The organism is uncultured Lactobacillus sp., assembly GCF_945290125.1.
GTDB classification, from domain to species: domain Bacteria; phylum Bacillota; class Bacilli; order Lactobacillales; family Lactobacillaceae; genus Lactobacillus; species Lactobacillus rizhaonensis.
The window spans coordinates 1-15,700 of the sequence record NZ_CALYQV010000042.1 but is presented as its reverse complement, the minus strand read 5'-3'; the positions used below and the strand labels follow the sequence as shown (position 1 = coordinate 15,700).

Below are 15,700 nucleotides of genomic sequence, written 5' to 3'. Positions count from 1 at the left end.
CTAAATTAACTGGTGGTGTAGCTGTTATTCATGTTGGTGCTGCTACTGAAACTGAATTAAAAGAGCGCAGATACCGCATTGAGGACGCATTGAACTCAACTCGTGCTGCCGTTGATGAAGGCTACGTTGCTGGTGGTGGTACTGCTTTAGTAGATGTTAAGGATGCTGTTAAAGACCTTAAAGGTGACAATGCTGATGAACAAACAGGTATTAACATTGTCTTAGAAGCTTTGACTGCCCCAGTTCGTCAAATTGCTGAAAATGCTGGTGAAGATGGTTCAGTTATCTTGAATAAACTTGAAGGTCAAGAAAACGAAGTTGGTTACAATGCAGCTAACGGTAAATGGGAAAACATGGTTGAAGCCGGAATTATCGACCCAACTAAGGTAACCCGTACTGCTTTACAAAATGCTGCTTCTATTGCTGCTTTGCTGTTGACTACTGAAGCCGTTGTTGCCGAAATACCAGAAGAAAAACCTGCCGTTGATCCAAATGCAGGTGCTGGCAATCCAGGTATGATGTAATTTAGTTTTTATTAGTTAATTAATAAATCCTACTAGCAATCCTGTGGGGCTTGCTGGTAGGATTTTTTGTTTAATATATAAGTTATCAGAATTTAATATTTAAATACTGCCTTTACATTAGGAAGGAATATTTAAGTTTACTAGGTATCGTAGTGATAGTAATTGGCTTTGCGCTAGGACTTGATACCATAGCCGTGGTTATTATTGCTGCTTTAGTGACAGCGTTAGTTTCAGGAATAGATTTTGTCTCGTTTTTGACGATTTTGGGCAAAGGATTTATGGATAACCGAATGGTTTCCTTGTTTTTTCTGACTTTACCAACAATTGGCATTTTGGAAAGACATGGTTTAAAGCAGGCGGCTGTTAATTTAATTAAAAAAATGAAAAAGCTGACACCAGGTCGCATTTTTGATATTTATTTAGCAATTCGAGAAATTGCAGGCGCCTTTGGTATATCTCTGCAAGGACACGTACAATTCATTGCTCCTCTGATTAATCCTATGGCGCAAGCAGCAGGTAAAATTAATAGCAAATTGACTGCTTTGGAAGTTGACCAAATTAAAGGCAGGGCGGCTGCAACAGAGAATTTTGGTAATTTCTTTGCACAAAATTTATTTGTGGCCTCTTCAAGCGTTTTACTTATTGCAAGTACTATGAAATCTTTGGGTCATCCGGTGGATCCCAATGGTATAGTTTTATATACTTTTCCAGTTGCAATCATCAGTTATATTTTATGTGTACTTTACAATCATGTGTTTGACCAAAAATTACTAAATCAACAAGAAAAGTAGGGGAAATAATGGATACTTTAATCAATAACATTTTACTAGCATTCTATATCTTAATTGGGCTATTTTTCTTGGCTGCAGCTATTGAATCCTGGCGTGATCAATCAAATCCCGTGCGCTGGGGTACAGGACTATTCTGGTTATTGTTTGCAATATTATTTTGCTGCGGGCAATGGCTGTCGAATACAATTAACGGTGCAATTATTATAATTATTGCCTTGTTATCTCTATTTAAACAGGTTCGCGTAGGCCACATCAGGGATTTAGACGAGAAAGTTGCTCAACAAACTGTTAAACGCATTGGCAACTGGATCTTTTTGCCAAGTATCTTTTTAGCAGTTTTAGCTTTGTTAATAGCCCAATTTACTAATCTGGGTGGTCAAGTAGGTATAGGTGTGGCAGCAATTGTTTCACTTATTTGCGCACAGATTCTGACTAAAGCAAATGTCAAAATTGTGTATGAGGATACTCAGAGAATGGTCCGCTCTGTGGGATCTGCTGGAATCTTACCACAGCTGCTTGCAACTCTTGGTGTGGTGTTTACAGCTTCTGGTGTTGGGCAAGTGACTGCTAAAGCTATTTCCGGGCTTTTCCTATTGGAAATCATTTGTTAGGAGTTACACTTTATTGCGTTGCCATGGCATTGTTTACTGCCATTATGGGTAATGCGTTTGCGGCTTTTGCAGTTATTACTGCTGGGATTGGCATCCCATTTGTTGTAGCACAAGGTGGTTCATCCGTTGTAGTTGCAGCTTTAGGAATGACTTCGCGCTATTGTGGTACATTACTAACACCAATGGCAGCTAATTTTAATACTTTGCCCGTTGCTCTTATGGAAATGAAAGATCAATTAGGTGTAATTAAGCAACAATTTCCGATCGCAATTAGCATGTTGCTCATTCAAATTATTCTAATGTACTTTTTGGCATTTTAAGATAGTGAGGAGAAATATAATGAAAATTCTTGTAACAGGTTTTGATCCATTTGGTGAAGATAAAATTAATCCTGCAATTGAAGCAGTTAAACGACTGGATAATGAAATTGCTGGAGCACAAATCGTAAAACTGGAAATACCAACTGTTTTCGGTGATTGTGCCGACGTGGTTCATGCAGCTATTCTTAAAGAAAAACCTGATTATGTGTTAAATATTGGACAGGCTGGTGGTCGCTACGGCCTAACGCCTGAGCGTGTAGCTATTAATTTTGATGATGGTCGCATTGCCGATAATAAAGGGTACCAGCCTCTTGCCACTCCTATTCATGAAGACGGTCAAAATGCATATTTTACGCAACTTCCTATTAAAGCAATGGCGCGTGCAATTCGGGAAGCTGGACTTCCAAGTTCAGTCTCTACGACAGCAGGTACATTTGTCTGCAACCACATTATGTATCAAGTGCAGTATATGATTGATAAAGAATTTCATGACTTAAAAGCTGGCTCTATGCACATTCCATATCTACCAGAACAAGTTGTTGCTAAACCAGAAACTCCTTGTCTGAGTTTGGCAGATGATGTAAAGGGAATTACAGCTGCCATTAGTGCAATTGTTAAGATGGATGGCAAGAAAGATTTGGAAAGTATTGAAGGATATATTGCCTAAATTTTGGATTTATTTATATGCGAAAGTAATAATTGCAGCTAAAAAACATATTGTGAGAAGAGATCGTTTTACTTGCGGTCTTTTTTCTTTTAATGAATAGTTTAGCGTATAATAATAACAGCAATGCAGAAAAGAAGGAGAATAATGGCGCAAACAAACCTGACTCCAATGATGGAGCAATATCACCAAATCAAAAAGCAGTATCCCGACGCTTTCCTTTTTTATCGGGTTGGCGATTTTTACGAATTATTTGAAGACGATGCGGTTAAAGGTGCACAAATTTTAGAATTAACTTTGACTCACAGGTCAAACAAAGCAGAAAACCCTGTCCCTATGGCAGGTGTACCTCATGTAGCGGTTCAATCTTATGTTGATACACTGGTTGAAAAGGGTTATAAGGTGGCTTTATGCGAACAACTTGAAGATCCGAAAAGGGCCAAAGGAATGGTTAAACGTGGTATTATCCAACTCGTGACTCCCGGAACCTTAATGAATGACAAACCCAGTGAAGCCAAGGAATCAAATTATCTTACATCAGTTGTGACTACTAAAAGTTGTTTTGGACTAGCATACAGTGATTTATCGACTGGTGAGATTTATGCTACCCATTTGAAGAGCTTTGCAGCCGTTTCAAACGAATTATTGTCTTTGCGTACCCGTGAAGTTGTTTTTAATGGTCATTTAAATGATCAGGATAATGATTTTTTTCATAAAGCAAATATTACCGTATCGGAACCTGTTGCATTAACTGGCAAGCATGCGGAGATTTCGTTTGCTGAACAGAATCTGACAAACTCCGCTGAAAAAGCTGCTGTAAAACAGCTGGTGGGATATTTATTACAAACTCAGCGTCGCAGCTTAGCCCATTTACAAGTCGCTAAAAGTTATGAAGTCAATCAATATTTACAAATGTCTCATACCGTGCGGGATAACTTAGAGCTGACAGCATCAGCAAAAACGGGTAAGAAAATGGGTTCACTTTTTTGGGTGCTTGATAAAACGCATACTGCAATGGGTGGCCGATTATTAAAACAATGGCTTGCTCGGCCATTATTATCCGTTGAGCAGTTAAACAGACGCCAAGAGATGGTGCAGGCGTTAATTGATGAGTACTTTACCCGGGAAAATATTAATGATGCACTTAAGGGAGTTTATGACTTAGAACGTTTAACGGGAAGAATTGCTTTTGGTAATGTCAATGCCAGAGAATTATTACAATTAGCTCATTCTCTTAATGCTGTGCCAACAATTTTGACAGCAATGCAAAAGGCTGAAAATAAAAATCTGCAAAATTTTGCCAGACAAATTGATCCTTTAAAAGGAATTGCCAAATTGATTACTGATACTATTGTTGATCAGCCTCCAATTTTGACAACTGAAGGAGGATTAATCAAGGATGGTGTTGATAGTCAATTAGATCGTTATCGGGATGCTATGAATAATGGTAAAAAGTGGCTAACTGAAATGGAGCAGAATGAACGAGCTCAAACGGGTATTGATAATTTAAAAGTTGGTTATAACAAGGTCTTTGGTTACTATATTCAAGTTACAAATTCAAATAAGAGTAAGGTTCCGCTTGACCGTTATACTCGTAAGCAAACTTTGACAAATGCTGAGCGTTATATCACTCCAGAACTTAAAGAACATGAAAATCTTATTTTAGAAGCACAAACTAAATCAACAGATTTGGAATATGATTTATTTGTGAAATTAAGAGAGGAAGTTAAGAAGTACATTCCAGCCTTACAAAAGTTAGCAGGACAAGTAGCTGAACTTGATGTCTTCTGCTCTTTTGCTCAGGTAGCTGAAGATAATAATTATTGCAGACCTCATTTTCACACCGATAATCAAGACGTCAAGGTAATATTAGGACGTCACCCAGTAGTTGAACAAGTGATGAAAGCAGGATCCTTTATTCCTAACGATGTTAAGTTAACAGAAGATACCAATATTTTTCTAATAACTGGTCCTAATATGTCAGGTAAAAGTACATACATGAGGCAGATGGCTCTTATCGCTGTAATGGCTCAAATAGGATCATTTGTACCAGCCGATAGTGCTGATTTACCTATTTTTGATCAAATTTTTACTCGTATTGGAGCAGCTGATGATTTGATTTCTGGTCAAAGTACATTTATGGTTGAAATGACCGAAGCAAATGATGCTTTACAGCATGCCACTAAACGTAGTTTAGTTTTATTTGACGAAATCGGTCGGGGAACAGCCACTTATGATGGTATGGCCCTTGCCGGTGCAATTGTGCAATATTTACATGATGAAGTTGGAGCCAAAGTTTTATTTGCTACACACTTTCACGAATTAACAGCCTTGGAACAGACTTTACCTCATTTAAAAAATATTCATGTGGGAGCAACCGAAGAAAATGGTAAGCTGATTTTTCTGCACAAAATTTTACCAGGACCTGCAGATCAAAGTTATGGCATCCATGTTGCACAACTTGCTGGTTTACCTAGAAAAGTTTTACGCAAAGCTACCAAGTTGCTTAAAAGACTTGAAGCTCAAGGTAGTAATTTGGGACCGGCTTCAACACAACTTGATTTATTTAGCACAAGTAATGAGCCAGATGAGGAACAACCAAGTGGTGTAGAGTCAGATTCTGCAACTGAATTAACTGACAAAGAAAAAGATATCCTAGATGAGATTTCCAATCTTTATTTGGCAGATCAAACACCCCTGCAAGTGATGCAGCTGGTGGAAAATTGGCAAGAAGATTTAAAGGATGAAAACTAATCATGGCACAAATACATGAGCTTTCAGTTAATCTGTCTAACCAGATTGCTGCTGGAGAAGTAATTGAAAGACCAGCAAGTGTGGTCAAAGAATTGGTTGAGAATGCGATTGATGCAGGTAGTAGCAGGATTAGAATAGACTTTATTGATGCTGGTTTGAAACAGATTGTAGTTCAAGATAACGGCTCTGGAATCCCTAGTGATCAGATTGATCTTGCTTTTACCAGACATGCTACCAGCAAAATAAAAAGTGAACATGATTTGTTTAATGTCAATACCTTAGGTTTTAGAGGAGAAGCTTTAGCCTCGATTGCTGCAGTTAGTCATGTTGAAATTCTAACTAATTCTTCTGGAGCAATAGGAACGCGTGCTGAGTTTTCTGCTGGTGTTAAAAAAATGCAGGAAGATGCTGCAGCAAGACAAGGTACTCAGATAACTGTCAAAGATTTGTTCTATAATACCCCGGCACGGTTAAAATATTTGCGCAGTCCCAGGACTGAGATTATGAAAACAGTAGATATTGTTAATCGCCTTGCATTAGGATATCCCGAGATTGCGTTCACTTTAATGAATGAAGGAAAGATGCTGCTTAGAACTGCTGGTAATAATAATTTACGCCAAACGGTATCAAGTGTTTATGGCCGCAATATTGCCGAACGAATGCTGCCTTTTAAAGGTAGTGACAATGATTTTGAAGTGAGTGGTTTAATTTCCAAGCCAGAACTTACACGATCTACTCGTAATTTTATTTCTGTTTTGCTCAATGGCCGTTACATTAGAAATTTTAAGTTGGCAAGTGCAGTATTGGATGGCTATGGTAATAATCTTACTGACAGACATTATCCTATTGCAGTCATCAAAATAAAGACAGATCCTTTATTGGTTGACGTCAACGTTCATCCCACAAAGCGGGAGGTTCGCTTATCTAAAGAAACAGAATTGAGTCGCTTGATTACCAGTGCTATTAGCAGCGTACTTTTGAAAAATGACGTGAAATCTGATGCATTGAGTAATTTAAATTCAACTAAAGAAGATACACTGGTTGAGCAACTTAAGTTTAATTTAAATAAAAATGTGGTAGAAACGAAAAGGCCAAATGCAGGAGTGGATGAAATTAATGAACAGCCTCCAGCAGAAATTAAGCACATTCAGCATTCACAGTATGTGAATTTGGATATTCCGCGAGACGATGAACATTATCTCATAACTGCGACATGGGATGATAATGTTGTCAAGCAATGCAATTTAACGCCATTTACTAATAAAAAAACTAATAATGAGATTATTTCAAGCGGTGATGAAGTGTTAGCTGCAAGCTTACCCGAGTTGAGTTTTGTTGGTCAAACCCGCATTTTTATTATTGCTGCTAATAATGATGATCTATACTTAATTGATCAAGTTGCAGCAAGAAGACTACTTTCTTTTCAAAAAATCATGCGGGAATTATCTAACTCTAAAATCAATCAGCAGGGGTTACTGAGTCCTTTAATTTTGGATTTTGGCAATCTGGATTTTTTACAAATAAAAGAAAAAATGGCAGATATCAGAAAAATCGGGATTTTTTTAGAAGATTTTGGTCAAGATACCTTTATTTTAAGATCTTATCCCACCTGGCTGAAACAAAATATTGAGCAATCTGTTCGCAAGATTTTAGACCTGTTTTTAAATGTTGATCAAAGCAATTCTCAAAATTTAATTAAAAGAATAGCGGCTGATCAAGCTCAACGAGAAGTTTCGGGGCGTAAAAAATTGACAACTGCTGATTGTGGTGTAATTTTGACTGATCTGCGGCAAATTGCTGATCCTTATCATGACGCTAAGGGGAATTTGGTAATTGTGCGCTTCATACAAAGTGATTTACGCAAAATGTTTAAGAGGAATAAATAAAATATGTATGAATATTTACAGGGTGTTATTGTCACAATCAAACCTGATTTTGTAGTAGTTGATGTGAATGGAATTGGCTATAAGGTTTTTAGTCCCACACCTTATGCCTATCAAGAAGGACAAAAGGCGCGAGTTTTTATTGAACAAATCGTGCGGGATACCGGTATCACTTTATATGGCTTTCAAACTGAGGATGACAAGGGACTGTTTTTAAAGCTCTTAAGTGTAAGCGGTATTGGCCCTAAGTCTGCTTTGGCAATCATGGCGGCCGAAGATAGTAATTCATTAGCAGAAGCCATCGAACAAGGTGAAGTAAAATACTTAACCCGTTTTCCAGGCGTTGGTAAAAAGACTGCTTCACAAATTGTGTTGGATTTAAAAGGTAAATTGGGCAGCTTTGTTAAAAACGCAAATAAGACGGCTTCGTCAGAGGTATCGCCTGAACTAAATGACGCATTATTAGCGTTATTAGCGTTAGGATACACTAAAAAAGAAGTAGATAGAATTACACCAGCTTTAATTGCTGAGAAAAAAACAACTGCAGATCAGTACATTAAAAAGGGGTTGGCACTTCTCTTAAAGAAGTAAATCTTGTTATAATGAAAATGACATTTTAAAGGGGAAGTGAAACAGGTGGCAGAAGATAAAAATAGTATTGTTTCTGGAGAGGTTCAAGGCCAAGAAGAAGAACAAGCTGAGTTTTCTTTGCGTCCCCAGACTTTAAGTGAGTACCTGGGTCAAAAACGCGTTAAAAAAGAAATGGCAGTTTATATTAAAGCTGCTCAAAAAAGGGATGAAGCTCTGGACCATGTGTTATTGTATGGCCCTCCTGGACTAGGTAAAACGACATTAGCTTTTGTGATAGCTAACGAACTTGGTGTGCAGCTAAAAAGTACAAGTGGCCCAGCGATAGAAAAAGCGGGCGATTTGGTTGCCCTTTTAACTGATCTTAATCCTGGAGATATTTTATTTATCGATGAAATTCATCGTCTTGCCAAGCCTATTGAAGAAGTCCTTTATTCCGCGATGGAAGATTATTATGTTGATATTGTAATTGGAGAAGGCCAAACTACTCACGCCGTTCACGTTCCCTTGCCCCCATTCACTCTTGTAGGTGCTACTACTTTGGCTGGTCAGCTGTCAGCTCCTTTACGTGATCGCTTTGGTATAGTTGAACATTTGCAATATTATACGGTTGAAGAACTTGAAAAAATAATTTCTCGTTCCAGTAAGGTTTTCAATATTGGAATTGAGCCTCAGGCAGCACAAGAATTAGCTCGCAGATCACGGGGGACGCCCAGAGTAGCCAATAGATTGTTGAGACGAGTTAGGGATTTTGCCCAGGTGAAAGGAGAAAAAGTAATTTCTTTTGCAACCACAGCAAGTTCTCTTCAACAATTGCAGGTTGATGAAGAAGGACTAAATCAAACAGATCGCAAAATTTTACAGGTAATTATTGAAAATTACCATGGTGGACCAGTAGGAATTAGAACATTAGCGGCTAACACTGGTGAAGACGTAGAGACGATTGAATCCCTTTATGAACCTTATTTAATGCAAAACGGTTTTCTGTTAATGACACCCAGAGGCAGAATGGTAACAGAAAAGGCATATATTCATTTGGGTCTGCCGCTGCCAAACAAGTAATGCAATTGTTTGTTATTTTCTGTATAATAAATATTTAGACAATAATTAATTTTAATTTGAGGAGTGTAAAAGTGAATAATTTATTTTTAGCACAGGCTAATAATGCAGGTAGTAGTATGTGGACAATCATAGTTTTTGTAGTTTTGATTGCTTTTATGTACTTCATCATGATTAAACCACAAAAAAAGCAGCAACAAAAGAAAATGGAAATGATGAATCAATTGAAAAAAGGTGACAATGTCATTATGATTGACGGTCTTCACGGCAAAATTGATTCAGTGAATACTAAGGATAAAACGGTTGTGTTGGATGCTGATGGCATTTACTTAACATTTAGTCGAATGGCAGTACAACAAATTTTACCAGCTAATACTGCAAGTGCTGAACCTGCACCAACACCTTCAACTTCTGCTGACGCTGAAAAACAAGCAGATAGTAAACCTGCTCAAGATTCAAAAGAAGAGCAAAAACCTGCTGCTCCTGCAGAAAAGCCAACTGCTGCAAAACCCGCTGATACAGCTGATGAAACTCCAGATGATGGATCAAAAGGAAATTAACCAATCTTAAGTGCCTTATGGGCACTTTTTTGTTAGTAAAATTTATTTGGTTTAAAAAGTAAATATTACTCAAGGCGCGAGTTTAACGGCAAAATAGTATAAAATGAAGTTAGTGTAAAAAGGTATGAGAAAGGATTTTTTCATGAATAACATTCCAGTAGTAATGATTATCTTTGGTGGTAGTGGTGATTTAGCACATAGAAAGCTGTATCCTGCACTTTTTAATTTATACGAACAAGGCCTGATTCACGATAATTTTGCTGTAATTGCAACGGCACGGCGGCCATGGTCACATGATTTTTTACGCCAGCAAATATGCGATGCTGTGCACGAAACGCATGCTGAAGTAAACGAAAATGATTTAGTTGCTTTTGCCAGTCATTTTTATTATCAGTCACACGATGTAACCAACATTGAACATTATGAAACTCTAAAGAATTTGGCACAAGAACTAGATGATCGTTATAGTGCGCAGGGAAATCGCATCTTTTATATGGCAATGGCTCCCAAGTTCTTTGGCACAATCGCTGAACATATTAAAGATCAGCACTTGACCAGTACCGGCTTTAAACGTATTGTCGTTGAAAAACCTTTTGGAAGAGACTTGGCGAGTGCAGAAGAATTAAACCAGCAGATTACTGCTTCTTTTGCTGAGGATGATATTTTTAGGATTGATCATTATTTAGGTAAAGAAATGATTCAGAACATTCTGCCTATGAGATTAACTAATCCTTTAATTAAAAATATATGGAATAATCAGAATATCAAAAATGTTCAAGTCACTTTAGCAGAGCAGCTGGGAGTCGAAGCTCGTGGCGGCTATTATGAAACTTCAGGAGCTTTACGCGATATGGTGCAAAACCATATTTTTCAGATTATCACTCTTCTGGCAATGCCGGAGCCAAGGGATTTGACTTCGCAAAGTATTCACGAGGCTAAGCAAAAACTTTTGGACAGTATGGTAATCCCGACAGAAGACGAGATTGCGCGTCATTTTGTGCGGGGGCAATACTTGGGTAGTGATGTTACCTTTGGGTATCGGCAAGAACCAAATGTTGCTGCAGATTCAAATACAGAAACTTTTGTTGCCGGAGAGGTTAAATTTAAAAAGGGTCCGCTTGCTGATTTGCCAATTTATTTTAGAACAGGCAAAGAAATGCGCGAAAAGAAAAACAGGATTGATATTGTTTTAAAGCACATGTCTAATCAATACGGTAAGGCTCATTCAAACAACATATCAATTATAATAGATCCACAAATGCAAATTTTTATTACTATCAATGGTAAAAAAATTAATGAGCCCGGAATTCGTAGAGAAAATCTAAGCTACGGCTTTACAAGTGAAGACCAAAAACAGGTATCAGATGGCTACGAGCGTTTACTGCATGATGTTTTTGTTAATGATTCAACCAACTTTACTCATTGGAGCGAATTAAAGAATTACTGGAAATTAATTGACCATATAGAAGAAACATGGCAAAAAGATAATGAAAATGGTCAAGAGCCCGAACAATACTTGCCGTACAGAATGGGGCCAAAATCAGCAAATAAAATTTTTGAATCACCTACCGAGCGCTGGATTTATGAGTGACTTTGACGATGGTCTTTTACCACAAAATGACACTCACAGAAAGATTATCCATCTTGATATGGATGCCTTCTATGCTGCAGTGGAAACACGTGATCATCCCGAACTAAAAAATAAGGCGTTGGTGATTGGCCAAGATCCCAGAAATTATCATGGTCACGGCGTTGTTGCTACGGCCAATTATGTTGCACGTCAGTATGGCGTTCATTCGGCTATGCCATCAATTAAAGCTTTAAAACTTATACCGCAGAATAAACTGGTATTTAAAAGTCCAGATTTCAAAAAATATCATAGTGTTTCTGCTGAAATTCATCAGTTGATGCATGAAATTACTGACAATGTTCAGTCCATCGCACTTGATGAAGCCTATTTGGATGTTACCGAAAATAAGCCGGGACTAACTTCTGCTTTGCAAATCGCGATTGATCTGCAGGTAAAAATAAAAAAAGAAACAGGTTTAAATTGCTCATTTGGTGTAACTTATAACAAATTTTTAGCAAAAATGGGCTCAGAATATTCGAAACCTTTTGGTCGAACTATTATTTTGCCACAAGAAGCTAAAGAGTTTTTAGCCGCACAAAAAATTGCTCAATTTCATGGTATTGGACCTAAAACGCAAGCAAAATTAGCTGAAATGGGTGTCTACACGGGACGTGGGTTGCAAAAAATGCATGTTCATGATTTAATAAAACATTTCAACCGCATGGGCTATTTAATGGCAGAACATGCAAATGGCATTGACTTGTCGCGGGTGATTCCTGATGATGAGCGTAATCGCAAGTCTATTGGGATTGAACGCTCGTATGAACCAAGTGTATACGGTGAGCAGACTGCTCTTACAAATCTGCGCAACTATGTTAACGATTTAGCTGACAAGTTGATTGAACGCAATTTTTATGCCAATACGGTTGTCTTAAAAATTCGCAACAGTGATTTTAAGACTGTTACGAAAAGGCACAAGCTCGAACATGCTACTAATAATCCATTAGAATTATATAATGCAGCTAAAGATCTTTTTGAGCCCATTTCTAGCTCGTTTTTAAATGATGGTTTAAGGCTTTTAGGAGTAACGGCTACAGATTTTACAGAGGCTGATTATGAGAACATGGACTTAGAATTATTTTCTCAGTGAGAAAATAATTTGTTAAAGTAAAACCCGCAAAAATTAAGAAGGAGAATAGATATGAGTACTTTTACCGAAATATACCAAAAAATTACACAATATGACACGATTATATTGCATCGCCATACTAGTCCTGACCCTGATGCACTTGGTTCTCAGGCGGGACTTGCCCGTTCTTTAAAGCTGCAGTTTCCAAGTAAGAAAATTTTGTGTGCTGGAGAAAATGATGAAGGTGATCTCGCGTGGATCAACCAGATGGATCAGGTGACAGAAAAGGATTATCAAGGAGCCTTGGTAATCACCACTGACACAGGAAATACTGCCCGCATTTCTAACAAATTATATAATAAGGGTGATTTTTTGATCAAAATTGACCATCATCCGGATGTTGAACCATATGCTGATATGAGCTATGTTGATGATCACGCTCCTGCTGCTTCACAGATTATTGCTGATTTCATTATTACTGAAAAAATGCCGCTGACTGCAGAAGTGGCTTATCCGCTTTATGCTGGTATTGTTGGTGATACAGGCAGATTTATGTATCCTGAAACAACGGACCACACTTTTAAAATAGCTGCTCAACTAGCAGCAACTGGAATTAATATTAATGAAATTGCTCGCAACATTAGTGACCTTACCTTTGAACAGGCAAAATTACAGGCCGTCGTTTTGGAATATATGAAAGTTGATTCCTGTGGTGCAGCCTATGCGATTTTATCCCAAGATACTCTGCATAAATTAGGTGTAAATTCGGAACAAGCTTCATGCACAGTTTCTACTCCTGGAAGAATTAAGGATATCATTGCCTGGAATGTTTTTGTGGAAAAGCCCGACGGCACTTATAGGGTTCATTATCGTTCAAAGGGCCCAGTAATCAATGAACTGGCAGCCAAACATGATGGTGGTGGCCACGCATTGGCAAGTGGAGCTAATGCTAAAGATATAGCTGAAGTGAAGCAAATATTTGCGGAATTAGTTCAAGTAACCAAGGAATATCAAGAGGAACATGAATAATATTTTTGAAAATGAGAAATTAAATCCAGCGCTAAGACAAGGTCTGAAAAAAATAAACTTTGTTAAACCGACTGAAGTGCAGGAAAAAGTAATACCTGTTTTACTGGCACACAAAAATGCTGTAGTACAGGCAGTTACGGGATCGGGTAAAACTCATGCCTTCTTAATCCCTGTAATGAATGAAATTGATGAAAAACTGCAGTTCCCACAAGCAATTTTGACTACTCCTAGTAGAGAACTCGCTCAGCAACTTTATCAAGTGACTCGTCAGTTAAGGGATGCCGCTGGGTTAAATATTTCGGTTGCCCAATTGGCAGGAGGCACTGATCGGGAACGCCAACTTGAAGAAATAGGTAGGCACAAACCACAAATTATCATAGCTACTCCTGGAAGGCTTCATGATTTTGTTGCCAAAAAGCTTTTACCCTTAGACTCTGTTACAAATTTTGTCGTTGATGAAGCTGACATGACTTTGGATATGGGTTTCTTGGGTGAAATTGATTTTATTGCGCAGAGATTACCTCAAAATTGTGTTTTCACAGCTTTTTCTGCCACCATTCCTGTTAAACTAGCTAATTTTTTACGCAAGTATATGGCAAAACCGGAAACTATTATTGTAGATAATCCCACGGTTATTTCGCCAACAGTTAAAAATGATTTACTTGACGTCGGATCTAAAAATCGAAAGAAAATACTGCATCAGTTATTAACAATTGGGCAGCCTTATTTGGCACTTATTTTTGCTAACACCAAGCAAACGGTGGATGAATTAACTGAGTTTCTCATTAAGCAAGGGTTAAGAGTTGCTAAAATTCATGGTGGCATTACTGAACGTGAACGAAAAAGAACCATGAGAGAAGTAGAAGCTGGGCAATTTCAATATGTCGTGGCGACTGACTTGGCCGCACGTGGAATTGATATTGCAGGGGTCAGTCTAGTCATTAACTATGAAATTCCGAGTGAATTAGAATTCGTAATTCATCGTGTTGGCCGAACTGGTCGCAATGGCATGAGTGGCCATGCGATTACTCTAATTCGTGAAGAAGAAATGGATCAGATTTTTAAGCTAGAAAATATGGGAGTCCATTTCGATTTTGTGGAAATAAAAAATGGGGCTCTAGTACCACGTAAACATTACCATAGCCGTAAAACAAGGCAGTCGTCTTCTCAAAGTCTTGATAATAAGATGCGTGGCTTGGTTAAGAAAGCTCAAAAGAAGCGTAAACCTGGTTATAAGAAAAAGATTAAGCGTGCCATCCAACTAGATAAAGCCCAAAAGAATAAAATTGAGCAACGTAGTAAAATTCGTAAGGCAAAGCGCCAAAGAAGAATAAAGCGTAATAATCAATCTTAGTATATAATATAACTACATTTAGTTTGATTTAAATGATTGATGCAAACGACTAATTTCTGGTTTTAGACCAAATTAGTCGTTTTATTTTCCTTTGCAAAAATACAAAAAAAGGATTTTGTTTTAATAATACTGTTAGTCTTTAAAAATAACGCCATTATTTTTAAAGAAAGTATTGCTTGTCATAACCATTATTGCTATACTTATGGCACCATAAGAAGGAGCAATGAAAATGAAATTAACGAAAACTGAGCAAGTTCTTGTTTTTGAGCTATCAAGATACAGTGTGGAAAAGTATACTGTTACTAAATTTTGTCAGAAATTAGACATTAATCGTGGCGCTTTTTATAGAAGAAACAGTAACATTTGTGATTTATTTACTTCTGTCTTAACCTTGCAAACCAGACGTGCTTTACGCAGCGTGGGCAATGAATCAATGGATCGAATGTTTTATCGCATGTTGAAAAAAATTAAGGAAAATAAGACTTTTTATGGCAATTTGCATAGAATTGCCAAGGATCCGCCACTATTTTATCGCGTGTTAAGAAAAGAGTATGCTTTAGCTATAGAAAATTATATGCGACCTAGAGGACCATTCTCAGTGCGCAAAGTTGAACTGGTAGCAAACGGAATTTACGCTATTATATTCAATTGGGTTGTTGACGAATGCAGGCATGATATTAGGGATGTATATCAAAGTATTCATTTGTTACTGACGCATATAGAGCAAACTATTAGACGAGCTGAATAAGCCCTTTAGCCAGTGTTTTACTGATAATAATATTTTTTTACAAAAAAGACTTGCAAAACGGGAAAATACTTGCTAGTATTAATAACTGTCGTCGGGCAATGAGCCGCAAGGCGCGA

Annotated in this window: 13 protein-coding genes and 1 pseudogene; all 14 read left to right on the top strand. The window is 37.6% G+C overall.

Going from position 1 to position 15,700, the window contains the following annotated elements; genetic code table 11:
- A partial coding sequence (locus Q0K80_RS07595) for a TCP-1/cpn60 chaperonin family protein (RefSeq protein WP_294605015.1) occupies positions 1–524 on the top strand: 524 nt, incomplete at its 5' end.
- 116 nt (positions 525–640) lie between these two features.
- A complete protein-coding gene (locus tag Q0K80_RS07590; RefSeq protein ID WP_294605019.1) occupies positions 641–1,315 on the top strand; it encodes a DUF969 domain-containing protein in 675 nt (224 codons plus the stop codon).
- An 8-nt stretch (positions 1,316–1,323) separates the two neighbouring features.
- Positions 1,324–2,246: pseudogene (locus Q0K80_RS07585) on the top strand (DUF979 domain-containing protein).
- A 19-nt stretch (positions 2,247–2,265) separates the two neighbouring features.
- Positions 2,266–2,913, top strand: coding sequence for a pyroglutamyl-peptidase I (gene pcp, locus Q0K80_RS07580; protein ID WP_294605012.1), 648 nt, complete (start codon positions 2,266–2,268; stop codon positions 2,911–2,913).
- Positions 2,914–3,081: 168 nt separating this feature from the next.
- Positions 3,082–5,664 (top strand): DNA mismatch repair protein MutS, encoded by a 2,583-nt coding sequence (gene mutS / locus Q0K80_RS07575; protein ID WP_294605016.1) that lies wholly within the window; start codon positions 3,082–3,084, stop codon positions 5,662–5,664.
- Positions 5,665–5,666: 2 nt separating this feature from the next.
- The gene (gene mutL / locus Q0K80_RS07570; RefSeq protein WP_294605009.1) at positions 5,667–7,550 is read left to right on the top strand and encodes a DNA mismatch repair endonuclease MutL; all 1,884 of its coding nucleotides are present in this window, start codon (positions 5,667–5,669) and stop codon (positions 7,548–7,550) included.
- Positions 7,551–7,553: 3 nt separating this feature from the next.
- Entirely contained in the window at positions 7,554–8,138 is a 585-nt protein-coding gene (ruvA, locus tag Q0K80_RS07565; RefSeq protein WP_294605007.1) for a Holliday junction branch migration protein RuvA, read from the top strand.
- Between the two features lie 45 nt (positions 8,139–8,183).
- Entirely contained in the window at positions 8,184–9,197 is a 1,014-nt protein-coding gene (ruvB, locus tag Q0K80_RS07560; RefSeq protein WP_294605005.1) for a Holliday junction branch migration DNA helicase RuvB, read from the top strand.
- A 71-nt stretch (positions 9,198–9,268) separates the two neighbouring features.
- On the top strand, positions 9,269–9,754 hold the full coding sequence (yajC, locus tag Q0K80_RS07555) for a preprotein translocase subunit YajC (protein ID WP_294605004.1): 486 nt from the start codon (positions 9,269–9,271) through the stop codon (positions 9,752–9,754).
- 142 nt (positions 9,755–9,896) lie between these two features.
- Positions 9,897–11,345 (top strand): glucose-6-phosphate dehydrogenase, encoded by a 1,449-nt coding sequence (gene zwf / locus Q0K80_RS07550; protein WP_294605002.1) that lies wholly within the window; start codon positions 9,897–9,899, stop codon positions 11,343–11,345.
- Entirely contained in the window at positions 11,338–12,474 is a 1,137-nt protein-coding gene (dinB, locus tag Q0K80_RS07545; protein WP_294605000.1) for a DNA polymerase IV, read from the top strand. The genes zwf and dinB overlap by 8 nt, the downstream gene beginning before the upstream one ends.
- A gap of 51 nt (positions 12,475–12,525) precedes the next feature.
- A complete protein-coding gene (locus tag Q0K80_RS07540; protein WP_294604997.1) occupies positions 12,526–13,482 on the top strand; it encodes a bifunctional oligoribonuclease/PAP phosphatase NrnA in 957 nt (318 codons plus the stop codon).
- The gene (locus tag Q0K80_RS07535) at positions 13,475–14,836 is read left to right on the top strand and encodes a DEAD/DEAH box helicase (RefSeq protein ID WP_294604994.1); all 1,362 of its coding nucleotides are present in this window, start codon (positions 13,475–13,477) and stop codon (positions 14,834–14,836) included. Before Q0K80_RS07540 ends, Q0K80_RS07535 begins: the two co-directional genes overlap by 8 nt.
- A gap of 229 nt (positions 14,837–15,065) precedes the next feature.
- Positions 15,066–15,584, top strand: coding sequence for a TetR-like C-terminal domain-containing protein (locus Q0K80_RS07530; RefSeq protein ID WP_294604992.1), 519 nt, complete (start codon positions 15,066–15,068; stop codon positions 15,582–15,584).
- The last annotated feature ends 116 nt before the right edge of the window (positions 15,585–15,700 follow it).